This is a genomic window from Paraburkholderia sp. SUR17, assembly GCF_029536165.1.
GTDB lineage: Bacteria > Pseudomonadota > Gammaproteobacteria > Burkholderiales > Burkholderiaceae > Paraburkholderia > Paraburkholderia kururiensis.
Map to the genome: position 1 here is coordinate 1,604,459 of NZ_CP120509.1, position 23,558 is coordinate 1,628,016.

The window sequence follows — 23,558 nt, forward strand, 5'->3', positions numbered from 1 at the left end:
TCCAGATCAGGACCGCCTGCCGGTCCTCTACCGATGATTGAACGCATGTCATTCGAGCCCGAGGCCCGCCATGTACACCCGAATTCTCGTCGCGCTGGACGGTAGCGAAACGTCGTCGCGCGCACTCGACACAGCATTGCAGCTCGCGCAGCAAAGCGGCGCGCAGTTGACGCCGCTCTACGTAATCGACATTCCCGTGCTGCCGTTCGACGCGCCGGGCTACGACCCCTCCATCGTGCGCGACGCGTTTCGCGACGAAGGCGCGCGCGTCATGGCCGATGCGGCGCAACGCATGACCGAGCACGGCGTGCACGGCACACCGACCATCGTGGAAGTGGAGCCGCCGGGCGAAGACGTGGCGCATCGCATTCGCCTCGCCGCCCAGGCCCTGCCCGCCGATCTCATCGTGATGGGCACGCACGGACGACGCGGCTTCAGGCGGCTGGTGCTCGGCAGCGTGGCCGAACGCGTGCTGCGTACGGCGCCCTGCGCCGTGCTGCTGATACCGGCGCACGGCGAGGTCCACCCCGATCAGCCTGAGCCGGTGCACAACGCAGCCTCCGAACAGTCGCGCGAAAAGCAGTCGCCCGAAAAGCAGTCGCCCGAAAGCGCGAAGGAGCCGTCATGAACGCGTCCGCCCGCACCACCGCCTGGCGCACGATCATCGTTCACCTGGACGACAGCCGTCAGGCGGCTACGCGCCTCGCCTTCGCCTGCGACTTCGCGCGCCGCAACGACGCGCATCTGATCGGGCTCTACGTGGTCTGCCAGGATCTGTTCCGGCCGATCTATCGCGACGACGAAAGCCTGCGCCTCGCCGTGAACGAAGCACAGCAGGCCGAACGCGCCCGCCGCGCCGAGGAAGGCTTCAACGAAGCGGCGCGCCTTGCGGGCGTCTCCGCGGAATGGCGCGCGCCGCGCGGCGAGGCAATCGACGCCGCCACGCTCCACGCGCGCCACGCCGACGTGCTTGTGCTGGGCCAGTACGACCCGGACGACCCCGCCGCGTACATCGCGAGCAACTTCGTGGGCGATCTCGTCATGGCGAGCGGCGTGCCGGCCATCGTGCTGCCGTACATCGGCAAGATGCGCACCTTCGGCGAAAACGTGCTGATTGCGTGGGACGCGAGCCGTGAGTCCGCGCGCGCCGTGCACGACGCGCTGCCCATTCTGCGCCGCGCGCGCTTCGTCACGATCCAGGTGGTGCAACACGGCCACAACGAGAACCTCGATTCGCTCGACGCGCCCGAGGGCATCGACCTCGCCGCGTATCTGGCGCGCCACGGCGTGAGCGCGTCGTTCGCGACGATGCCGCACGTGGCGGGCATGAGCGTAGGCACGTCGCTGCTGAACCGCCTTTCAGACGTGCATGCTGATCTGCTCGTGATGGGCGCGTATGGGCATACGCGGGTGCAGGAGCGCGTGCTGGGCGGAGTGACGCGCACGATGCTGGAGGCGATGACGGTGCCGGTTTTGATGGCGCATTGAGGGGTGCCATTAATTGACGCATTAATCGGCGCCTTGAGGGGCGCCGGCAAAGCACCGTGAACGAATGCAGGAAAGGCGACTGAATCTTCGGTCCCGGAAGCGCGACAAGCCCTCGCGCATCGGCTGCGCCCGCCATTCACTTTTTGGGACAGGTGAGTGGTGGGCATTTTTTTTGGGGGAGTTGGGGAGATTGGTGACGGTTGTCGACCCAAAACCGCCAGACCGGCACGCAACTCGTCCGACTGTTTTCGACGTGTAATCGGCCATACACCCGCTTCTGAATAGCGTCATCTCAATTCCGACTTGCGCTGCGTCAGCGGCGACTGAAGAGGCATGCTTCTTCGATCCGGACCCCTATCCTGCGCTGCTTTCCGACCGTAGGTTCGGCAGCCCTATTCAGCAATGGTCGCACGCGGCCACGACGCGTGCGCTCAATGGTGTACGCGCCGGAAGCGCACGCCTACTGAATCCCCAGTTGATGGCCTCGCCTTCGTCGGGCCGATATCCGGCTCTCTCCGCCGCCGTCTATTTCGACACTGCCGGAAAATTTAGTTTGTAGATTACGCTACATGCGTGTAGTTTACGCTACATGAATACTGCGACAAGCTGGTCCCTGCTCGTTCTCACGCTTCCAACCGAGAACGCCACAGCGCGGATGCGCTTCTGGCGAACGCTGAAAGCGAAGGGATGTGCTGTGCTGCGCGATGGCATCTATCTGCTGCCCTACACCGAAGAGCGCGAGCAGATGCTGCGCGAACTGGCGAACGCCATCGCTGAAAGTGGTGGCACCGCTCATCTGTTACGTGCACCGAGCCTGGATGCCGCGCAGGACGAAGAATTCCGTGCGCTTTTCGATCGCGGTGAAGATCACGCGGGGTTCATGCGCTCACTGAACGACGCACGCAAGACCGTTTCCGGGCAGTCGGCGGCCGATCTGACAAAGTTGCTGCGCAAGCTGCGCAAGGACTACGAAGCCATCGTCGCAATCGATTATTTTCCGGGCGACGCCTCGACCCGCGCCGAGGCTGCGTGGCAGGACTTTATCGGTCTGGTCGACACCGTGCTGTCGCCAGGCGAGCCTCATTCCGCCGAGCGGCCGATCCGAAGCCTGTCAGTGGGCGACTATCAGGGCCGCAGTTGGGCCACACGTCAGCATATGTGGGTCGATCGCGTGGCGAGCGCTTGGCTGATCCGGCGCTTCATTGATCGCGACGCCCGGTTCATCTGGCTCACATCGCCGGGCGCATGCCCCACCGACGCGCTCGGTTTCGACTTCGACGGTGCGGCGTTCACTCACGTCGGCGAGCGCGTGACGTTCGAGGTACTCATTGCGAGCTTCGGCCTCGACAAGAATCCGGCGCTGCTTCGGCTTGGCGAGATGGTCCATACGCTCGATGTCGGCGGCGTCCCCGTTCCCGAAGCAATCGGTTTCGAAGCCGTGATGGCGGGCGCCAGGGAGCGCGCGACCGACGACGATCAGCTGCTCGACGAAATGGGTCGTGTGCTGGATTCGCTCTACACGCATTTCGCGTCTGCCGCCAGGAGTCGTGAGACCGGGGAACGATCATGAACACGACGACGGCAACGGCGCCAGGCTACACACTGGGGCAGTTGGTGCTGTACATGCTGAGACTGGGCACGTTCGGGTTCGGCGGCCCGGTCGCGCTCGTGGGCTACATGCACCGCGATCTTGTAGAGCAGCGTGGCTGGATAAGCGAATCCGATTACCGCGAGGGTTTGGCGCTCGCGCAGATGATGCCGGGACCGCTGGCTGCACAGCTCGGCATCTATATGGGATACGTGCACTATCACCTCGTCGGCGCGACGCTAGCAGGTATCGCTTTCGTGTTGCCGTCGTTCCTGATGGTCGTCGGCGTCGGCTGGGCATACGCGCATTTCGGCGGCCTTTCCTGGATGCAGGCGGCCTTCTATGGTGTCGGTGCTGCCGTAGTCGGCATCATCGCAATGAGCGCCTACAAGCTCACCACGCGGACTCTCGGCAGGAGCAGGCTTCTTTGGGCGATCTATCTGACGCTAGCTGTGGTGACGGTCATCACCGAATCGGAAATCGCGTGGCTCTTCATCGCAGGCGGCCTCCTCAACTGGTTCGTGGTCGCTCCGCCCAGATGGCTGGCGAAGGGCGGGCTGAACGCCATCGCGGTAACGCAGTTGCCCGCTGCAAGCGGGGTACTTGGCGGCCTTGACTGGCCGCTGCTCAGCCAGATCGGTCTTTTCTTCGCGAAGGCCGGTGCCTTCGTGTTCGGCTCCGGGCTGGCGATTGTGCCGTTCCTGTACGGCGGTGTGGTCACCGAACATCACTGGCTCAATGACAAGCAATTCGTCGACGCCGTCGCCGTCGCGATGATTACACCCGGACCGGTGGTCATCACCGTTGGCTTCATCGGCTATCTGGTCGCAGGTTTTGCGGGTGCCTGCGTGGCTGCGCTCGGCACCTTCCTGCCGTGCTATCTCTTTACCGTGCTGCCCGCGCCGTACTTCAAGAAGTACGGCAAGCTGCCCGCCGTCAAGGCATTCGTCGACGGCATTACCGCCGCTGCCGTTGGCGCAATCACCGGCTCGGTAATCGTCATCGCGCGACGTTCCATGGTCGACTGGCCGACCGTTCTACTGGCGCTCGCGACCGCGTTACTGCTTTGGCGTTTCAAAAAACTGCAGGAACCGGTCATCGTGATCGCAGCTGCGCTCATCGGTCTTGTCGTGTATCCGCTCGTTCATTCGCACGCCGTCTGATTGCCTGTGCGTGCGTCCACCTGCGAGGACAGCAGTCATGGCAACACGTCGTACTTTCCTGCACAACACGGCCGCCGTCGGCGCCGGTGTTCTGCTCACGCAGGCGCAAAACGCATACGCCGTTGACGAACCAGGCTTTGTCGACAAGCTGACCGATGCAGATGGCAAATATGCAGCCGGCCCACTTCCGTTCGCCTACGATGCACTCGAACCCGCGATCGATGCCCGCACGGTCGAACTGCACTACAACTTTCATCACAAGCCCGCGGTAGCCGCCGCCAACAAGGCGGAAGACGCACTTGCGAAGGCCCGCGATTCGAACGACTTCGCGCTCGTGAAGTTCTACGAAAAGGAGCTGGCCTTCCAACTGTCCAGTCACATCCTGCATACGGTTTACTGGACAAGCATCTCAGGAAAAGGCGGGGAGCCGAAGGGCGATCTGGCGAAGGCAATCGACAGGAATTTTGGTTCGTATGCGAAGTTCAAGGGCCAGTTGATCGCTGCAACGGTAGCTGTCGAGGCGTCGGGCTGGGGCGTGGTCGGCTATCATCCGGCGACGGGAAGGCTGATGATTCTGCAATGCGAGAACCATCAGAAGCTCACGGCGTGGGGCATCCAGCCCGTCCTGATCCTCGATGTGTTCGAGCATGCCTACTATCTGAAGTACCAGAATCGGCGCAACGACTACGTCAACCAGCTTTTCAGCATCATCAACTGGGACAATGCCGCGTCGAGGCTACGGGCTGCGATGCCTGCGCAAAGAGCGGCGTGACATGAATTCCGAGCCTGTCCGGCGATCAGCATGGGTATCGTGACCCGTCCGGCATTGTTCCTTCCCGAAGGGGTCGAGCGCAGCGCGCTGATCCTGTTGATTGCGCGTGGGCTCCGCGGTGTGTGCGACGGCTTTATCGCGGTGCTGCTACCCGGCTATCTGCTGGCGCTGGGCTTTGGACAACTGGCTGTCGGCCTCGTCAGCACGACCACCCTGTTCGGCTCGGCTTTCGCAACCGTGCTGGTGGGTGTCATCGGCGATCGCTTTGCGTCGCGCGGTCTGCTGCGCTTCGCGGCAGCACTCATGTTTGCCACCGGTCTGGCATTCGCGGGACTGTCGTCGCTGTTGCCGCTGCTCATCGTTGCGTTCGTTGGCACGCTGAACCCGAGTTCGGGCGATGTCAGTCTGTTTCTCCCGCTTGAACACGCTCGGCTCGCGGAGTCGGCGAGAGGCGATGCACGTACCGCACTGTTCGCGCGCTATAGCCTGATCGGTGCCCTCTCTGCAGCACTTGGCGCCCTCGCGGCCGGATTGCCCGACTGGATATCTGCACACGTGGCGGTCACACCGCTCACGGCAATGCGCGCAATGTTTCTCGTCTACGCGACAACGGGATTCATCGTCTGGGTTCTCTACAGGCATCTACCGTCGCGTCATTCGGCGACTGACGTGCCACCGGCACCGCTTGGGCCTTCGCGCGGCATCGTCATGCGCCTTGCTCTGCTTTTCAGTGTCGATGCCTTTGCTGGTGGCCTTCTCGTCAATTCGCTGCTGACCTTGTGGCTGATCGAGCGGTTTGGACTGTCGCTCGGCGCGGCGGGGCAGTTCTTTTTCTGGGTGGGGCTGCTCAGCGCGGGTTCCCAACTGGCTGCTGCGCCGCTGTCGCGCCGTATCGGCTTGCTCAACACGATGGTGTTCACACACATCCCGTCGAGCGCATGCCTTATTGGCGCTGCATTTTCGCCTTCCCTCTCGCTGACTCTGACGCTGCTCCTTGCGCGCGGTGCGCTTTCGCAGATGGATGTACCGACTCGCAGCGCATACGTCATGTCGATCGTTACGCCGGCTGAGCGGCCGGCTGCCGCCAGCTTCACCGCAGTGCCACGAAGTCTCGCGGCGGCGCTGGCACCGGCGCTATCCGGGGTGCTGCTTGGACTGGGATGGCTCGGTGCACCGCTCGTCGCATGCGGTGTGCTCAAGATTGTTTATGACCTTTCGTTGCTCGCCGCATTCCGACGCGTTCGCCCGGACGGAGGGTCATCATGATGCACAAACCGCTGTTGTGCGGCAAAGCCGTGCTCCTGTATGCGATCCTCTGCGTGCTGTCCGCAGTCGCAGGCATGCTCATGTATCGCGTTCCTCAGGCCGCCAGTTCATCGGTGCGCGCTACCTTACCGCTGACGTATGTCACTGATGTGCCCTTGCCAGGGCGTGCGACCCGTCTCGACTACGAGAGCTTCGATCCCGCTCGCCATCTGCTGTTTATTGCGCATCTGGGCGATGGCGAAGTCATCGTAGTGGACACACAAAATTCGCGCGTGGTCGCTCGCATCGGCGACATTGCCGAGGTACATGGCGTGCTTGTTGTGCCTGAATTGTCGCGCGTTTATGCGTCCGCGACTGGCTCGAATGAGGTCGTTGCCATCGACGAGGATACGCTGAAGATCACCGCTCGCATGCCGGGCGGCGTCTATCCGGACGGCATGGCCTACGCGCCCGACACCCACAAACTGTACGTGTCCGACGAGACGGGCGGGACTGAGACCGTAATCGACACCCAAACCAACCGTCGCACCAACACGATCGAGCTGGGCGGCACCGTCGGCAACACACAGTACGACGCTTCGTCTCGCCACATCTTCGTGAACGCACAATCACGGAGACAGCTTGTCGAGATCGATCCAGTGAACGATGCAATCGTCGCGCGGATCGACCTGCCAGGCGCCAGGGGCAACCACGGTTTGTATATCGATTCGCAACACCATCTCGCGTTCATTGCCTGCGAAGACAATGCCAGGCTTCTGGAACTGAACCTACTGTCGCGGCAGATTATCCAGTCGTTCGACGTTGGCGAAGGCCCGGACGTCCTCGCGTTCGATGCGGATCGAAGCACGCTCTACGTTGCCGGCGAAGCGGGCATCGTGTCGATGTTCACCGTTAGTTCGTCGACCGTGTCGAAGACTGGCGAGGGCAGCGTCGGCTCGAACGCACATGTGGTCGGCGTCGATCCATCGGCACACCACGTATTTTTCCCACTGAAGAACGTCGACGGCCGTCCTGTGCTCCGTGTTATGGCACCACGGTGAGTTTTTATGTCGTCGGGAACGACGGCCACGGAGAATAGACATGAAAGAACTTCCCGTGCAAGCGACACTGCTCACAGCGACCCCAGCCGTGACGCCGCTCCGCGCGTGAGCGACGGCATGCTGGTCGGCGAGCACGGGATGACCTTGTACGTGTTCGACGGAAAAGGAATGCCCAACGCGAAATCGTGCGAAGGCGACTGAGAAAGGAACTTCCCGCCAGCACTCGCTGCACCTGTCGACAGACCTACTCGCGACCTGACCATAACGTCTGTGGCTAATCGCGGATCGCAGTAGGCCTTAAAGGGAACGCCCTTATATCGTGGCTTGATGGAAAAACCAGCCGATCATGCAGCGGACGGCCATAACGAGGTTTGGCACAGCGTGCGGATTCGATAGCGCGCGGCAACGCTCTGTGTGGTTATGATTGACCAATGTCGACGACTGAGCGGTCATTCGCGAAAATTGAGCGAACGGCCGAATTGGCCGACCAGAGCCTGACGACCGAGTGCGGCGATCGTCGCGGGCGTGCTCGCGATGCAAAAGGCGTGACCAGACCCGTTGGAGCCGCTCGGCATCTAGGTGTGAGCGTCTGATATAAAGAAGAAAGACGGCGCTTTAGTCTAAGGGTGGAGTATCCTCACGACGGCCCAAACCTCTCAGATCCTGCAACTATGCTGCGACTGACACTTGATACGAATGCCATCGTCGCTATCGAAGAGGATCGCCCCGCTGCTTCGGCGATTCGTCAGTTAGTTAACGCGCATGCACAGGGTCGCATCGACGTCGCGCTGGTTGCGATCAGCGCGTCGGAAAAACAACGTGCGGGGGAGATTGAGAACTTTGGCATCTTCCGTGAAAGGCTTGCGCGGCTGAAACTAGATCACCTGTCTTTGCTCATGCCAATTGCATACTTCGATCTAACGTTCTGGGATTGGAGTTTTTTCTCAAACGAGGCAATGATCGAGCTAGAGACAAAAATCCACGGCGTGCTGTTTCCCAATAAGGCGTTACTGCCGCCCGAGGGCACACCTCAACTTCCATGCGATCAACGCCCGGACGAGTATTGGAAATGGCGAAACCGAAAATGTGATGTACTTGCGCTTTGGAGTCATATCTACGCTGGCCGCGACGTGTTCCTAACGAGTGACGCCAATTTCCGGAAGGTGACCAAACTACCGGCGCTGATAGCACTTGGTGCTGGCAGGATCGAAGACCTCGCCGACGCGCACGCGCTGATTACCGACTCTTGAGCGTGCCTTCACCTGCTGTTTCTGACGAACCGACACTTAGCCGCCAAATGACAACGAAAGAGACAAACGGTGCGGGTTACACGTACAGGTTCCGCAACGTCAAGAATCTCCTCAACAAGAAAGAACTAGAGAACTCGGAGATTTACTTCGCTGCTCCCGAACAGCTAAACGATCCACTCGAAGGCCATATTAACGTGTACTGGCAAGGCGATGAGGTGATATGGCGGAATCTGTTCCGGCACTATCTAAACTGCGTGCTGCTTGCCCTTGGCCTGTTCGCTGACGCAGAACAGAAGCAGAAAACAGCCGAATGGAGATTTCTGCACATACGAGATCCGCTTATCAACGGGATACGCGCGGAGCACATCCAACTTCGCGAGCGAATATTTGAGCACGAAGTTATCGGTAACTACATCGAGCGAATCGCCCAGACGCCCCGGCGCATCGGCCCATACGAACTCAATGCTCATCTCGAAGCCATTCATCCTTTCGTGATGTTCGCCTGCTATGAGTGGTACGGGGAGCAAGCGAACGCCGAGACCAATGCAAAGGTGCCAGACTTCTCGAAGTTCTTCCAGGGCGCCATCGGTCGCGCACGCAGCTCGATGCAGATCGCGGATCAGCTCGACGCGGCTTGCGGCAACGACTTTGAAAAGCGCGAGGAACAGTACAAGCTGCTCATGCTCGGCGCTGAAGAAAACAGCATACTCCACTATTACAAGAGCACACTCGACGCACAGGACAAAAACCGCGCATTCGTCCACAACGACTTTTGTAGAGCCTACGTGTTGAACCTTCGTACCCTCATGTATCCGCGCTGGTTCGCCGCGTGTTTCATGGAGAGTTGCAGTGGAGAAGCAATGTGGGCCTATTACGGCGATTCACATGCAGGTGTCTGCCTTAAGTACAAAACCGTGCTCGACTCGGCAAGCAGACCGTCGCTGCGAATCAACATGCCGGTCGGATTCAATGGCAACATCATTTTCAGCTACGTCAATCTTCAGTTCCTGCCTGTCAACTACGAGACGGCGCACCTCGAACAGAACTTCTTCGACACGCTACACGCCGTCACGATACCGGTGCTGAATCGCCAGTGGATGTATGACGATCAAGGCCGGAAAAGCAAGTGTGGGAAACGAACAGCAGTTGAGGAAAGCGACTGGCGCACTGCGTACTGGAAGGACGCCCGATACAGCACGTCGACCAAAACTCGCGCGTGGCAGGCCGAAGGCGAATCCCGACTTGTTTATCAGTCGGACGGCTTCAATCTCGATGTTGATACAGAGCTCAGAGCGATGAAATACGACTTTTCCTCTCTGGACGGGATAATATTTGGCATTCGCACGCCCGCAACAGACAAGATTAAGATCATTGAAATCATAGAGCGGAAATGCAAGGAAGCCAGCCGTGTGGACTTCAATTTCTACCAAGCCGTACAGACCCGTACGGGCGAAATCGAATGCATTAGGCTCCGGGGGATTTCCGAGATGGTCGCCCGCAGCGGGGTGCCACAAAGCCCCACCTAGAAGGGATGGAAACGTCGCGATAGTCCGTTCGCCAAACCCGAGCGGACGTTCAGAATTTCGGTGCAGGTGACGCCTTGTGGCCGATAGTGTTGAAAAACTCGTGGAGCGCCGTTTTCGGACCGCTCGCAAAAATTTCGGCCTCTCAGATCGGTCTACAAACCGCTCGCGTGCATCTGCTAAGGGTAAGACGACCCCTCAAAACCTCGCGAGATCGCCCATCACCGAGTTTTTCAACACTATCGGCCGTCCAGAGACCTAGCCGCTTCGCACTTGCCTTCGCACGGCCGCTCAGTCCGTCGAGCGGAGACGGACGTCCCGACATCGACGGAGTCGGCCAGATCAGATGTCCCGTAGTCGTTGACACATTTAATTTGCGCCCGCAAACGCTTGTCCCGCAAGGCCGAGCCGATGTCAGCGCGCGTCGACACGGCGGATTGACACCATTATTGTCGCAACGTTGACACGATTAATACGGTCTACGTTACGGTACCGGCCAGACGACGCGCGGCGAATACTTCAGGTACAGGCCTCAGCGTCGCGCACGGAGTAGCGACATGCCACGCCACAGCTCGCCGAAAGAGGATGCCAGGCGTGCGCAGCGCCCGTTCTGATGAGCTACCGGTTCGGTCGATAGCGCGATCTGCGCCTTCCGGTTCCCGTCGAACAACCGCGCAAGGGCATACCGCACCCGCGCAAGCTACTTTACAGATTCCGCCGCAGAGCGCACGGCTTCGGGAAAATCGCTGGCTATCAACATTCCTCGCGGGGGTTACCATCCCGCCGGGCGTACCAACCGAGGTACCTGTCAATCTGACCGACTGCGGCATCCTTCACCTCTCCGACCTTCAACTCGATAACGACCCGGCGCCCGCTTGCGTCCTGTGCAAGCATGTCGACCCGACCGACATCGCTGACTACCTGCCTTTCAACGAAACGCAATCCCTTCTCAAGCGAGTTTATTTTGCGAATCAGATGCTCTGGAGGTGCCCTCACGAAAGTCCTGCGCAACATCGCCTGGCGTCTGACTGATCGAGCTCCATTTGGCGGCCCCGTCTTCAACCCGTGTCACAGACGATGCGGTGCCGAAACCACCGCGTCGCGCGGCAGCAAATTCTCCCAGCATCCAGTCCCGCAGTTTGCGTAATGCCGTACTCGTATCGAAGCGTTCGGGCGTATAGCAGAGGAAGTGCCCCTGATCGTCGACGTCGACGGGCGCGTCCATGGGCTGTACGAGCGCGCCCGCAGCGAGCGGTACGCCTATCAGGAACGCCGGGACGAGCGCGACGCCAAGCCCGGACTGCGCCGCCTGGATCAACACCGCGTACTGCTCGAAACGCGGTCCCGAGAATGCGTTCATGGGTGCAACGCCATAGGCTTGCGACCACTGAAACCAGACGCTTTCGGCCTGCTCATGCACGAGCCGCGGCGCGGCGGCGAGGTCGGCCGGCGTGCGCAGCGCGTGCTTTGCCGCGAAGCCGGGTGAACAGACCGGCACGAAAGTGCGTCCGTCGAGATAGTCGCAGCACAGGCCGTCCCAGCGGCCGTCGCCATAGCGGATCGCCGCGTCGAGCCCGAGCGGGAACGGGTCGCCGTGTGCCAGATGGCGCCGGAAACTCAGTGTGACGTTCGGCGCCGCCGCCAGAAACGACGGCAGTCTGGGCACCAGCCACTTGGTCGTGAAGGTCGGCACGCTCGCGATAGTCAGCAGGTCGCTGTCTTCGCGCACGCTCAGCAGTTCCAGTGAAGCATTGCCGATCTCGCGAAGCGGAGCCGTCACGCGTCCGTGATAAAGCTGCCCCGCCCTCGTCAACGACAGATTGCGCCCCTCGCGCGTGAACAGCTTCACGCCGAACAGCGTTTCCAGGTTGGCGATCTGGCGGCTGACCGCGCTCGGCGTGAGCCCCAGTTCGCGCGCGGCATACGAAAAGTTCAGATGTTTCGCTGAACTTGCGAACGCATGCAGTTCGGCCATGTTCGGATAGAGGTGCTTCATCTCGAGGTATTCCGGATTCGCAAAGATCGATGCGTGGTTTGTACGTTTTTTTCATGACGATGCCATGTCGGGATCGCACACTGGCGACCGTCATAGCGAAGCCAGGTGACTGATTCAACTGGTTTTAGCGCCGTCCTGTCGCTCGTTTACGGAATTGCCCGATGCACTCTCCTGCCGCCACGGCTCGCCCGGCTGGTGTTCCTGTTTGTCGCAGCACGCGCGCCCCGGCGCCGGGGCGCATGCTGGTGCGGGCAGTCGTCGTGCTGTTCGCGCTCTACCTGCTGCTGCCCATCGCGCTGCTTCTGATCGGCTCAACCGGCCGGAGCTGGACCAATACGCTGCTGCCGACCGGATTGACCGCACACTGGTACGCCGATCTCGCAGCCGATCCGAGCTTTCGCCGCGCGTTCGGCACGAGCCTCACGGTCGCGCTGGCGTGCTGCGCGCTCAACACCGTGCTCGGCGTTCCGCTCGCCTATGCGCTTCATCACCGGGCGCGCGCCGGTCACGGCCTCGCCGCGCGGCTTGTGATGCTGTTGCCTGTCGCCGTGCCTGCGCTGACGCTCGGGTTCGGCTATATCGCCGTGTTCGGCGGCGATGCGCTGCCGTGGCTCGGTACGTTGTGGCTGATGATCGCCGCGCATGCGGTGTTGACGATGCCGTACCTGCTGCAAACGCTGCTGGCCGACCTGCGCCACCTCGATCTCGCGACGCTCGAAGCCTGCGCGGCCACGCTCGGCGCCACGCCGCTGCGCCAGTTCCTGACCATTGCGCTGCCCAGCCTGCGTCACAGCCTGTTTGCGGGTCTGGTGATGGTGGCCGCACTGTCGATAGGCGAATTCCAGATATCCAACCTGATTGCGGGCTTCCGCTATCGAAACTATCCCGTCGTGTTGCTGCAGGCGTTTTATGGCGCCTCGGGCTTTGCCTGTGCCGCGACCGTCGTGCTGCTCGTGCTCGCCGTTGCTGCGACGCTTGCCTCGATCACCACCGTGCAACGACTGAAGTGAAACCATGAGTCTCGAATTCGACACCGTCAGCTACACGTATCCGGGCGCGTCGCACGGCATCGCCGACATTTCCCTGAAGGCCGCGCCCGGCGAACTGCTGGCCGTGATCGGCCAGAGCGGATCGGGCAAATCCACGCTGCTTCGCCTCACGGCGGGGCTCTTGACCGGGTACACCGGTCGCATCGCGATCGGCGGGCAAGACGTTGCCGGCGAGCCGGTCTGGCGGCGCGGCGTCGGGATGGTCTTTCAGCAGTACGCGCTGTTCGCACACCTGAGCGTGGCGGACAACGTGGCCTATGGCCTGAAGATGCGCGGCGTCGAGCGCGGCGCACGGCGCCGCCAGGCGCTCGCCATGCTGGACCGCGTGGGCCTCGCGAATCACGCTGACCGGCCGCCGGCGCAGCTCTCGGGAGGCCAGCAGCAGCGCGTCGCGCTGGCCCGCGCACTCGTCATCGAGCCGCGCGTGCTGCTGCTCGACGAGCCGCTCGCCGCACTCGATGCCGGCATCCGCCATCAACTGCGCGACGAGATTCGCTCGCTGCAACGTGCGTGCGGTGCGACCACTCTGCTCGTGACGCACGATCAGGACGAGGCGCTCAGCATGGCCGATCGCGTTGCCATCGTCGAAGACGGGCGGGTGCTGCAGGTGGGCACGCCGCGCGAGTTGTACGAGGCGCCGGCCTCGGTGCGCGTCGCGCGCTTCATCGGACATTCCACGATTCTGCGCGGACGCGTGATGACCACCGACCGCATCGACGTCGGCTTCACGACGCTTTGCGCCGAGACAGGCAGGCATCGCCCCGGCGACGCCGTCGAACTGCTGCTCCGTCCCGAGCATGTGCAGGCCGACCCCGAGCCGGGCTGCGCAAATCGGGTTTGCGGCACCCGAGGCGAGGTCCGCTACTTCGGCTCAACACACCGCTATGACTTCCTCCCGCACGGGGCCGCCGCGCCGCTACTCGGCGAGGGCCGCGTCGTGGCGGAGCACAGCATTGCCATCGACCCGCGCCATCTGCGTGTACTGCCGGCAGCGGCGCGCGAATAAATGCGCGTGCGGCGCGCCGTGCGCAGCCGGCTTTTCTTGAAATCCACACACCCCTCTGCTTCGTCAGATACCTGACCGGCCTCTCTTACGCATTTACGCATCCCGGAGAACCACGATGTTTGCCACACCTACCTTGATCCAACGTATGCGTGCCGTTGCGCTCGCGCTCGGCGCGCTGCTCGCGTGCGCGGCTCATGCCGAGCCGCGTGTGCCGCTGTACGCTGGCGAGCAGGCGCTCTACGAGAAGGCGACCGACGAAGGCCTCGTCGTCTCTTTCGATACCGGCCCCGAGTGGGCCAACTGGAAGTCGCTGTTCGCCGGCTTTCGCGAGCGCTATCCGAAGGTCGAGATCACCTACAACGACATCGGCTCGGCCGCTACCGTGGTGGCACTCGACAAGGCGCGCCGCCGTCCGCAGGCGGACACGGCGTACTACTTCGCCGCTTCCGCACTCGACGCGAAAGCGAAGGACCTGGTCGCACCGTTCAAGCCGCTCAACTTCGACAAGCTGCCGCAAGTGTTCCGCGATCCCGACGGCCGCTGGTTCACCGTCCACTCGCTGAACATCGCGTTCCTCGTCAACCGCAAGCTCGTGAAGGAAGTGCCGCGGCGCTGGTCCGACCTGCTCAAGCCCGAGTACCGCAATGCCGTGGTCTACCTCGATCCGCGTTCGACGGGCCAGGGCCAGGTGGATGTGTTCGCGGCGGCTTACGCGATGGGCGGCAGCGTCGACGATCCGAAACCGGGCGCCGATTTCTTCGGCAAACTGAAGACCGTCGGCAACGTGATGCGCGTGGAGGGCACCACGCCCTACGCGAAGTTCGTGAAGGGCGAGATTCCGGTTCTGATCGGCTACGAGAACGACGGGCTGAAGGCGCGCTACGTCGACGGCATGGGCGACACGGCGGAGGTCGTGATTCCGCAGGACGGCAGCGTGTCGGCCCCCTACGCGATGAGCCTCGTCAAGAACGCACCCAATCCTTCCGCGGCGCAGCTCTGGCTCAACTACGTGATGAGCGATGCGGGGCAGGCGTTGTTCGCGCGCGGTTACGTGCGCCCCGCCGTGCCCGCTGTCACGCTCGCGCCGGAGGTGGCCGCCAGAATGCCGGACGCGCCGCAGGTGCATCCGCTCGACGTCGCGAAGGCGGCGGCGAAGAAGGCGCTGGTCGACCAGCTCTGGTCGCAGGCGACGCTCGGCCAGTGAACGGCATGACGTTCTGTCACGACAGCCAGGGCGGCCGGTGATGCGACACCCGACACTCGATACCCGCAACGCGGGCCTGCTGCGCCGCTTCGGCGCGATGCCGGCCGCCATCCTGTTCGCCGTCGCGTTCGCGCTGCCGCTCGCGTCGCTGGTCGTGGCCGCGTTCGACGGCGGCGGCCACGCGTTTGGCGCCGTGTTCGGCGATCCACTGGTGGGCGACGCGATCGTCCGCTCCATCGGGCTTGCGGCGGCCTCGGGCACGTTGTCCACCATGGTCGGCATCGCGCTGGCAATCGCGCTCGCCGGGCAGTCGCCGCAGCGCCGCCGGCTCTGGCTGGCAATGCTCGGCGTGCCGCTCGCATTTTCCGGTCTGGTGATTGCCTACGGCTTCATCCTGACGTTCGGCCGCGCAGGGTTCGTAACCCTGTTGCTCGCGAAGCTGGGCGCCGACCCGGCGCGCGTGGGCGGGGTGATCTACACCACTTTCGGGCTGGTGATCGCCTACGCGTACTACCTGATTCCACGCGTTGCGCTGATGCTCTACCCGGCCTTCGCGAATTTCGACCGGCGCCCGCTCGACGCGGCGCTGACGCTCGGCGCAGGGCCGTGGCGCGCCTGGATCGACGTGGCGTGGCGCGAGCTGTGGCCCTCGGTGGCGTCGGCGTGGTGCCTCGTTGCGGCGATCGCGCTCGGGACCTACGGCACTGCCGTCGCACTGGCCGGCACGCAGATCAACATCCTGCCGCTGCTGATGTACCTGAAGCTGTCCGATGGGCAGACCGATTTCTCGCAGGCGGCTGTGCTGTCCATCGTGCTGACGGCGCTGTGCACCTGTGTTCTTGCAATGGGGGAATGGATTGTCAGACCAAGGCAACATTGAATGCCCGATGCTGGCCGAGGCCGCGCTCGCGGACCTCGCCGCGCGTCAGCGGACGCAGAACCGGCATCGGATGCCGGTGGGCGTGATCGGCCCGCGCGAGGCGACCGCAGAGCAGTTGCGCGTCGCCGAGGCCATCGCCTATGCGCTTGCACAGGCCGGCATGACGATTCTTGGCGGGGGCAAGGGCGGCGTGATGGAAGCGTCCGCGCGTGGCGCGCAGCGCGCGGGCGGCATCGCAATAGGACTGTTGCCCGAAGAGGACGCGCAAGGCGCGAATCCGTACCTCGGTGTGGCGCTGCCCACGGGGCTCGGCATCACGCGCAACGCGCTCATCGCACGCGCGTCGCTGTGCCTCATCGCGGTGGGTGGTGGCCTCGGCACGCTGTCCGAGATTGTGCTCGGACTGCAATGGGGCAAGCCGGTGTTCGCGGTCTGCGACGCACCGCTGGTGGCGGGCGTCGAATGCTTCGATTCGGCGGACGCCGTGCTTGCGCGCGCGGCGCACTGGCTCGCCACGCTTTCCTGATACACGCAACAGGGTTTCACGGTAGTAGAGATCTTTTTGTCAATCAAATAGGATGACTAATTATGAAAAAGACCATCATCGCGTCGTGCGTGCTTGGCGGCGCAGCCATGAGCGCCCATGCACAGAGCGGCGTGACGCTGTACGGGATCGTCGATAACGGCCTTGCCTGGCAGAACAGTGCGACCTCGGTCGGCTCGACCTCGAACGGTCATTCGGTGGTGAAGATGACCGCCGGCGTGTGGGCAGGCAGTCGCTTCGGGCTCAAGGGCAGCGAAGATCTGGGCGGCGGCACCAAGGCGATCTTCACGCTCGAAGCGGGCGTGAACAGCACGAACGGCACCTCGCAGTTTTCCGGTGGCATGTTTACACGGCAGTCGTGGGTGGGTTTGACCAACCGGCGCTTCGGTACGCTGACGGCGGGCCGCCAGTACACGGCCTATTACACGATGCTCTCGCCGTGGAGCCCGACCACCTGGATCACCGGCTACTTCGGCGCGCATCCCGGGGATATCGACTCGCTCGACAACATCTACCGCTCCAACAACTCGCTGGTCTATCAATCGCCGACGTTGGGCGGCTTCACGTTCGCCGCCTCGTATGCGTTCGGCGGCGTGCCGGGCAGCATCAATGCCGGATCGACCTGGAGCGCGGGCCTGCAATACACGAACGGGCCTCTTGGCATCGGGGCGGCGTATCAGCGCGTGAACAATTCGACGCCCGGCGGCGGCGCCTGGGGTGCCTCGTCGACGACATCGAACGGCGGTGCGGAAACGGCCGTCTCCGCCATCAACAACGGCTACCAGACCGCGCAGGCGCAGCAGCGTTTCGCGGTGACGGGCGGCTACCGCTTCTCGGACGCATGGGACGTGTCAGCTTCGTATTCGAACGTCCAGTACATCCCCGGCACGGGTTCGTCGTTCCGCAACACGGCCATCTTCAACACGGCGGGCGCGGTGCTGCACTTCCACCCCTCGGCAGCGTGGGACTTCGCGGGTGGCTATAGCTACACACGCGCCACCCTGGCTAACGGCATCACCAACGCCGCGCAGTATCACCAGTTCACGCTGTCGCAGTACTACGCCGTGTCCAAGCGTACGGGCTTCTACATGGTCGAGGCGTATCAGCGTGCGAACGGCGATACCTTGTCGGGTAACCACAAGGTCGTCGTCGCCACGCCGTCGATTGGCGATGGCTTCAGTGGCGCTCCGTCGTCATCGCGCAGTCAGGTCGCGGCCGGCGTGGGTATCGTGCATCGGTTCTAGCGTGCACAGCGGGCGGCGACGCCCGCTCGCGCGGTTCAATGACGGATTGTGTAGCCAAACGGCAAGTGAGTTCTCTTATCCTGGAGGCAAGGAGAACTCGATGAAGAAGCGCCATACCGACGAACAGATCATCCGTGTCCTGCGGGAAGCCGAGCGCCGCGAGGAGCCGGTCAAGGATCTGTGCAAGCGGCACAACATCACGGAGCAGACGTTCTGTCCCGACTCGGCGGGGTCTATCACAACGCAAGGCATATCGTTACCTGGGATTCAGTCGCCGGATGCCGACCTACACGCTCAAGCAGCCGGAGAAAGACCAGCTGCTGGGCGATCAGTTGATTGCAGCGTCGCAAGAGGTGCCGCGCTTCGGTTATCGCCGGCTCTCGGCCTGGCTGTCGTTAGGCGAATAACCCACATCCGGCTCATGCGATGTTCATTCCCGTACTGCGGGCGATGACCTGGCTGCCGCACCGTGTGCGGCACAGATCGACGGCCCATTTGCGGCCGTCTTCGCTGTAGCCCTCCGCGCATTCGATGATCGGGTTATCGCCGTGCTGGGGGCACGACACGATGTCGTGCCACAGCGCGACTTTTCTGCCATCGAGGTTGAACGTTGACGACGCGGTTTTGATGACGCCGCCGTGCGTGGTTGGATCGCCGAGACATACGGGGGGGGTTCATGATGATGTTTCCTGTTGCTGTGTAATCAAGCCCGACGCCTTACTGCGGAGCCAGCGGCGCGTCGGGATTGGTCGGCTTGATCGAGGAATTGCAGATGATGCGGTCCTGGCCGGATGGCGTCTTGAGCTTTGAAAAAATGCCTGGTCGCTTCGAGGCCATAAATGTAGAGCCGTGGATTCCTGGGGGATATGGCTTGCTCAGGTCGATATCGGGAACTAGCGGATACTCTTTCACATAAGGATCGCCATTCTCGTCTCCGTAATCGACCTGAGCTACAAAGAGCTTATTTTGGGTGGCGGCGACCGTGTATCGTTTCGAGTCTTCAAACGCGTTGAAACTGTGATCCATGTACACCTTGGAATGGAAGGTTTTCCCGCCGTCTGTCGAATACCATAAAGGCACGATGCAGCCTTTTTCGCCATTACCACAAATCAGTCCATCCGGATAGGCGAGCGGCAAAACAATGTTCATTCCAGACGGATCGGCATTAATGACGTGCCCCTGGAAGTTTTCGAACAGACCTCGACCCACGTGCTTCCGGATGCCGGCACGGGTGTCGTTGTAGTAGGTTTCTCCGTGGTTGCAATCACGGTAACGTTCCAGCGTTACAAACCGGTGGTCGTCAATCCGGTAGATGACCTGGGGCGGCGAGTCATACGGCAATTCCTTGAGCGCCGAACTCATGAAATCTCCGAGTCCGAAGCTCGCGTGCTCCGGCGTCTGTGCGGTGCACCCTTGCATGAGGGCGACAAGCACCATTGCGGCTGTGACGTATCTCATCAAGCCCCCTTCCATTGTTGCTGCCTGAGCTGTTCGGCTTCGGCCCTGCTTTGCTCTTCGGCGACCGTATCCCAATCGATATGCGGCGGCTTGATGATGCTTTGAGGCGCGCCAGACCCGAAGTAATCGTCATAGCCCTGTGTCCAGTCGGCCAGCTTCATCAGGCGGGTCCAGAACGCCGGCCTCTCATACGAATCGCAAAAGCCGACCGGCAGATCGTAGGCCACCACGCGACGCATGAAAGCTTCGTGCTGCGGCAGCGTGCTGTGGTTGGTCGGCTCGGCGTGATAGGTATCGAGCCGCTGCAACATTTCCTCCTGCGTTTCAAGCCGGGTCGTGCGCGTCGAGCTATAAATATCCTCTGTCGTCACGGTACGTTCCGGCTGATAAATCGAGCGCATATAACGGTAATCGGGATCAGCGTAATGCCCTCCGTTCGGGTCATTGGGATCGGAAACCCACTTGCCCATTTCATCCACTCCTTTACGCGAGTTTTCGAACGGCCGCATTTCTTCCGCCGTGACGGGCTGCGGCACCTCTTCCGCGTTGATAGTCACGGTCTTGTCGGGATGGGGTACGGCCCACAGTTTCATGAGGGGCGAAAAAATATCGCGGTTTCCATTCCAGAAATCTGTCGGCTTCGCACCTGGTACGAGCTTGTCTTCGGGAATCGGTGGTAACGTGCCGTACCTCTTCACGCCCGGCGCGTCGCCCACGGGCGTGCCGCGTGCCAGCATGCGCTGTTTGACCGTATCGCCCAGCTCGGCGAGCAGCCTGTCGTCCACGCCCTGCCAACCGATGCTTTGCAGCGGTACCGCGCCCATCACGCGGTCGTGCGGCGTGAAATACACGTACAGCCTGCCGTGATTGTCGCGTTCGTCCACGCCGGATTCACGCCCGTTATCCGGTCGCCAGAAGTCCATGTCCTCGGACGCGCCGCACTGCAACTGCCGCAATTGCGCCTCGGTGAAGACGCGCTTATCGCCCTTGATGCGGTTGGCGATGTTCCGGAAGGTATTGACCCGTGCTTCGGGAGTGGGGCGCTCTGGTCCGCAGGCCAGTGCATCCGTAACCTTGTCATCGAGCGAATACGGCGAATTCATCACGAACAGCGCATCGGGCGCGCGGGTCTTGCATATGGCGGTGGCCGCCATCGCGATCATGGTGCCCTGGCTATGCGACATCACCGTCACCGTGTCGCGCGGGCACTCGACGCGAATCCGGTCGATCAGGTCGGCCAGTCGCTGGGCCGCGTGCGCGTAGTAGGAGCGCGGGGGCGCATCCTGCAGTTGGCGATCGGCTTCCGTGTTCAACGCCTCCATGTCGAATCCGAGCACATGACGTTTGAAGCCCGCTTCGCTCCATACCTGCTGCAGGTTGTTGGTGCCGTTCTGGAAGGGACCGCCTCCCCAGTACCACGGCCCCTTTCCGGTGAAGCCATCGCTGGTGCATTCGGGAGCCCACGCATCGACGCCGCGTGGATTGCGAAGGGGAATACGCCAGTTCCGTTCGGTACCCGAAGCCGCGCTGTAACCCCAGTAGAAGCGGATCACGGGCGAATGTCCGCGCTTTGTCGGATCGAGCTGGCGTGGAATGGGGCGACCATCGGAGTCCGCAGTGATATAGGCATTCGCCTTTAGCTTCGTTTCTTCTGTTCGGTGCAGACGATCATTCAGGCCGGCACACAACGCCTGTTCCGCCGCGTCATACCACTCGCCCGTGGAATTGACGCCATGCACGAAGATGATGACGCCCGGCATGTGCGGCGGTATCCGGCACTCGGCGCGTACCTCGAAGCTCGACGGCGTGTGATAGGACTCCCAGTACGGCCGCCCCAGGTGATCGCGCTGCATGGGCACGACGCGCGTGGCGGTTGAATGCCGGTAGGGCTTCGGCGCATCGGCACTGTCTGCCGCGCTATCGGGCGGGTTGGTCTTGTCGTTCATGAATCAGACTTCCTTGTGATTCAGCAGGGTGAGCTTGAGTCCCTGGGCAACGTCCTTGCGGCTCAGCGAGGTCTCGCCCTGTTCGCCGGTGACGCCCTCAACGATCTGCCCATCGGCAAGCTCGATCCTGTAGGGGCGGTTCGCGACAGGGCGGCCCGTGATGCCGTCGCTCAGGATGAACCGCTCGTCGTTTGCGATATCCATCTGCCCAAACTTCGGCACCGGCAGCGACAGCGCCCCCGGCCCCTGCTTGCTGATGTCCGGCACCTTCAGGATCAGGCTGCCCGCCCCGCCGATCTCCACGTGGTCGCCGTGCACCTTGATATAGGCCGTGCCGCCGCCGCTCAGTACGACACCGTTGGCCGCATTGACCGTAGCCGTGCCGTCCGCGCTCGTGATCTGCACGTTCTTCTGCGCCACCAGTTCCATCGCGTCGGACTGCGCCTGTATCTGCACCTTCCCGCGCGCCGCGAACATCCTGATGCCGAGCCGGTGCGCGAACAGCGACAGCTCTTCGCCCGCCGCAACCGCCACGTTGCGCAGCGCCGTGACGTTGAACCGTGAATCGCTACGCGACAGGTCGTGCCGGGGATGGGTGAACCGGATCGTGTACTTCGTCGGTTCGCCGATGCCGCGCTCGCCGTCGAACGCGTAGACGTCCGCGAGCGCTGCGGCTGGTGTGCCCTTCAGGTCCAGGCTGTAGAACGGGTGGATGTTGATGCCCGCGCGTGCGGCGGCATCGGAATACGCTGTTGCAGGAGTCAACGGTGCTCTCCCTGTCCGGCAGGAAATGAATGACAGATCAGCTGCCAGTCATACCGGAGCAGGTGCGGGGGTGTCTATGGCCGCTAACCATCTTTGACAAAGACGGTGCCCGTTGCATCGGACGGCGCGCCATCGGGACGCATGGTCCGTTCGCGGGGAAAGGCGAAAGACGGCCTGGGCTCCCTCGCAGCCCCCTGCGTCAGCGCGGGGCCTCGCGGTCAGCCAGGTCGCAGGCCAACCGTATCAGGTCCGCGCGTGCCGCCTGAATCTGCTCATGCAGTTCATCCGTTGAGAGGGAGGCCTCGTCAGGCGCAGCCGGACTGGCCGGAATGCCGGGGATGGGTAGCCCTCTCTTTTGATTTGTATGGGTCGTAACCGAGTCGCTTCGCGAAGCGACGGCGGCGCCGAGCGTTCGGCCCCACGTCGCGGCTCAAGTTAACGACCGATTCGTCTGAGGCTTTAATCAACCTAATCAACCGCCAAAGCCGTGGAGGCCCACCCTGCTCACATCTGCCAGAACGCGGCCCCATCAGCCGCGTTCCACGCACCATCCGCCGTCCTGCACACACTCAACGACTCGCCTCAGCCTCCGCGTCATACCGCACCACCAGCACCGGCCTGTCCACGGTCCTGAGCACGGCCTCGGCCACGCTGCCCAGCAGCAGGCGCCGCAAGCCGTGCAGCCCGCGCGTGCCCATCACGATCAGGTCCGCCTCGGTTTCATCCGCGGCGCGGCGCAGCACCGTGGCCACGTCTTCGCCGTAGGCGTCCACGGCGCGTGCCGTGCCCTGCACCTTCTGCTGGCGGAAGCGTTCTTCGGCGTCCTCGAGCGCGGCCGTTGCCGAGCCCCCGCGCGTGTCCGCCGGCACGTCCTCGGCGAACGGCGTGTTGACGTCCACGAGTTGCGCGTGGTGTTCCGCCACATAGACGGCCGCCACCACGGCCCCGCTCGCCTGAGCAATCTTTACGGCCTCGTCCAGCGCCCGCCGCGCGCTGCGGCTGCCGTCGATCGCTACCAGAATCCGCTTGTACATCTTGCCTCCCGGGCCAGGCCCTTGACGTTGAATGCAGAGGGCGCGTCGCATCTCCCATCACGACGCGATGATGCGCAGTGCGCTTAACGAGCAGTCTGGCGATGGGGCCGGCCGCGTCGTTGACGAGGATCAAGCGGCAAGAGGGGTCAAGGCCCTCGCGTGCAGCCCGCAACGAACCAGAACAGAAATGCGGCAGATATGCATTCCCTATGCATCCGCTTTCCGGCAGACCGCCGGCGCGCCCCCGCGCAAAGTGCGCCAGAAGCCTGCGAAAAGCCGCCCGATCTCCCGCTGACCGGCGCGGGGCGGCCTTCGGACTGGCGCAAGCCGTGTAAAACAGTC

General features: G+C 62.6%; 21 protein-coding genes and 2 pseudogenes. 16 read left to right on the forward strand and 7 right to left on the reverse strand.

What is annotated here, in order from left to right; all coding sequences use genetic code 11:
* Positions 1-70: 70 nt before the first annotated feature.
* The 9 genes from P2869_RS24520 (at position 71) to P2869_RS24560 (ending at position 10,093) form a co-directional block, all read left to right on the forward strand.
* The gene (locus P2869_RS24520) at positions 71-628 is read left to right on the forward strand and encodes a universal stress protein (protein WP_277598206.1); all 558 of its coding nucleotides are present in this window, start codon (positions 71-73) and stop codon (positions 626-628) included.
* Positions 625-1,488, forward strand: a complete 864-nt coding sequence (locus P2869_RS24525; protein WP_277598207.1) for a universal stress protein — start codon at positions 625-627, stop codon at positions 1,486-1,488. The genes P2869_RS24520 and P2869_RS24525 overlap by 4 nt, the downstream gene beginning before the upstream one ends.
* A 589-nt stretch (positions 1,489-2,077) precedes the next feature.
* Entirely contained in the window at positions 2,078-3,058 is a 981-nt protein-coding gene (locus tag P2869_RS24530) for a chromate resistance protein ChrB domain-containing protein (RefSeq protein ID WP_277598208.1), read from the forward strand.
* Positions 3,055-4,239 carry a chromate transporter gene (locus P2869_RS24535; RefSeq protein ID WP_277598209.1) on the forward strand — a complete coding sequence of 395 codons (1,185 nt, stop codon included), beginning with the start codon at positions 3,055-3,057 and terminating at the stop codon, positions 4,237-4,239. The genes P2869_RS24530 and P2869_RS24535 overlap by 4 nt, the downstream gene beginning before the upstream one ends.
* A gap of 37 nt (positions 4,240-4,276) precedes the next feature.
* A complete protein-coding gene (locus tag P2869_RS24540; RefSeq protein ID WP_277598210.1) occupies positions 4,277-5,011 on the forward strand; it encodes a superoxide dismutase in 735 nt (244 codons plus the stop codon).
* Positions 5,012-5,041: 30 nt separating this feature from the next.
* A complete protein-coding gene (locus tag P2869_RS24545; RefSeq protein ID WP_277598211.1) occupies positions 5,042-6,277 on the forward strand; it encodes an MFS transporter in 1,236 nt (411 codons plus the stop codon).
* Positions 6,278-6,351: 74 nt separating this feature from the next.
* Positions 6,352-7,317: a YncE family protein gene (locus P2869_RS24550; RefSeq protein WP_277599840.1), complete on the forward strand. Its 966-nt coding sequence runs from the start codon at positions 6,352-6,354 to the stop codon at positions 7,315-7,317.
* Positions 7,318-7,988: 671 nt separating this feature from the next.
* Positions 7,989-8,567, forward strand: coding sequence for a hypothetical protein (locus P2869_RS24555; RefSeq protein ID WP_277598212.1), 579 nt, complete (start codon positions 7,989-7,991; stop codon positions 8,565-8,567).
* A gap of 2 nt (positions 8,568-8,569) precedes the next feature.
* Entirely contained in the window at positions 8,570-10,093 is a 1,524-nt protein-coding gene (locus P2869_RS24560) for a DUF2971 domain-containing protein (RefSeq protein WP_277599841.1), read from the forward strand.
* 750 nt (positions 10,094-10,843) lie between these two features.
* Here P2869_RS24560 and P2869_RS24565 read toward each other — a convergent pair.
* Together P2869_RS24565 and P2869_RS24570 are read right to left on the reverse strand one after the other, a co-directional pair.
* The gene (locus P2869_RS24565) at positions 10,844-11,104 is read right to left on the reverse strand and encodes an endonuclease NucS domain-containing protein (RefSeq protein WP_277598213.1); all 261 of its coding nucleotides are present in this window, start codon (positions 11,102-11,104) and stop codon (positions 10,844-10,846) included.
* Positions 11,040-12,086: a LysR substrate-binding domain-containing protein gene (locus P2869_RS24570; protein ID WP_277598214.1), complete on the reverse strand. Its 1,047-nt coding sequence runs from the start codon at positions 12,084-12,086 to the stop codon at positions 11,040-11,042. The genes P2869_RS24565 and P2869_RS24570 overlap by 65 nt, the downstream gene beginning before the upstream one ends.
* Positions 12,087-12,247: 161 nt before the next feature.
* Here P2869_RS24570 and P2869_RS24575 point away from each other — a divergent pair, with 161 nt between their 5' ends.
* The 7 genes and pseudogenes from P2869_RS24575 to P2869_RS24605 form a co-directional block, all read left to right on the forward strand.
* Entirely contained in the window at positions 12,248-13,096 is an 849-nt protein-coding gene (locus P2869_RS24575) for an ABC transporter permease subunit (RefSeq protein WP_277598215.1), read from the forward strand.
* A gap of 4 nt (positions 13,097-13,100) precedes the next feature.
* On the forward strand, positions 13,101-14,141 hold the full coding sequence (locus P2869_RS24580; protein WP_277598216.1) for an ABC transporter ATP-binding protein: 1,041 nt from the start codon (positions 13,101-13,103) through the stop codon (positions 14,139-14,141).
* A 115-nt stretch (positions 14,142-14,256) separates the two neighbouring features.
* Positions 14,257-15,345: an extracellular solute-binding protein gene (locus P2869_RS24585; protein WP_277598217.1), complete on the forward strand. Its 1,089-nt coding sequence runs from the start codon at positions 14,257-14,259 to the stop codon at positions 15,343-15,345.
* A gap of 40 nt (positions 15,346-15,385) precedes the next feature.
* The gene (locus P2869_RS24590) at positions 15,386-16,225 is read left to right on the forward strand and encodes an ABC transporter permease subunit (RefSeq protein WP_277598218.1); all 840 of its coding nucleotides are present in this window, start codon (positions 15,386-15,388) and stop codon (positions 16,223-16,225) included.
* Between the two features lie 7 nt (positions 16,226-16,232).
* Positions 16,233-16,751: a TIGR00725 family protein gene (locus tag P2869_RS24595; RefSeq protein ID WP_277598219.1), complete on the forward strand. Its 519-nt coding sequence runs from the start codon at positions 16,233-16,235 to the stop codon at positions 16,749-16,751.
* 59 nt (positions 16,752-16,810) lie between these two features.
* A complete protein-coding gene (locus P2869_RS24600) occupies positions 16,811-18,013 on the forward strand; it encodes a porin (protein WP_277599842.1) in 1,203 nt (400 codons plus the stop codon).
* Positions 18,014-18,113: 100 nt separating this feature from the next.
* Positions 18,114-18,417: pseudogene (locus tag P2869_RS24605) on the forward strand (transposase); the annotation flags it as partial.
* A gap of 15 nt (positions 18,418-18,432) precedes the next feature.
* Here the strand turns inward: P2869_RS24605 and P2869_RS24610 are convergent.
* The 5 genes and pseudogenes from P2869_RS24610 to P2869_RS24630 all read right to left on the reverse strand — a co-directional run.
* Positions 18,433-18,660: pseudogene (locus P2869_RS24610) on the reverse strand (PAAR domain-containing protein); the annotation flags it as partial.
* Positions 18,661-18,730: 70 nt separating this feature from the next.
* Positions 18,731-19,471 (reverse strand): hypothetical protein, encoded by a 741-nt coding sequence (locus P2869_RS24615; protein ID WP_277598220.1) that lies wholly within the window; start codon positions 19,469-19,471, stop codon positions 18,731-18,733.
* On the reverse strand, positions 19,471-21,417 hold the full coding sequence (locus P2869_RS24620) for a DUF3274 domain-containing protein (RefSeq protein ID WP_277598221.1): 1,947 nt from the start codon (positions 21,415-21,417) through the stop codon (positions 19,471-19,473). Before P2869_RS24620 ends, P2869_RS24615 begins: the two co-directional genes overlap by 1 nt.
* Before the next feature lie 3 nt (positions 21,418-21,420).
* On the reverse strand, positions 21,421-22,182 hold the full coding sequence (locus tag P2869_RS24625; RefSeq protein WP_277598222.1) for a DUF2345 domain-containing protein: 762 nt from the start codon (positions 22,180-22,182) through the stop codon (positions 21,421-21,423).
* A 569-nt stretch (positions 22,183-22,751) separates the two neighbouring features.
* Complete coding sequence (locus P2869_RS24630) at positions 22,752-23,216, reverse strand: universal stress protein (protein ID WP_199541857.1); 465 nt, start codon at positions 23,214-23,216, stop codon at positions 22,752-22,754.
* Between the last annotated feature and the right edge of the window lie 342 nt (positions 23,217-23,558).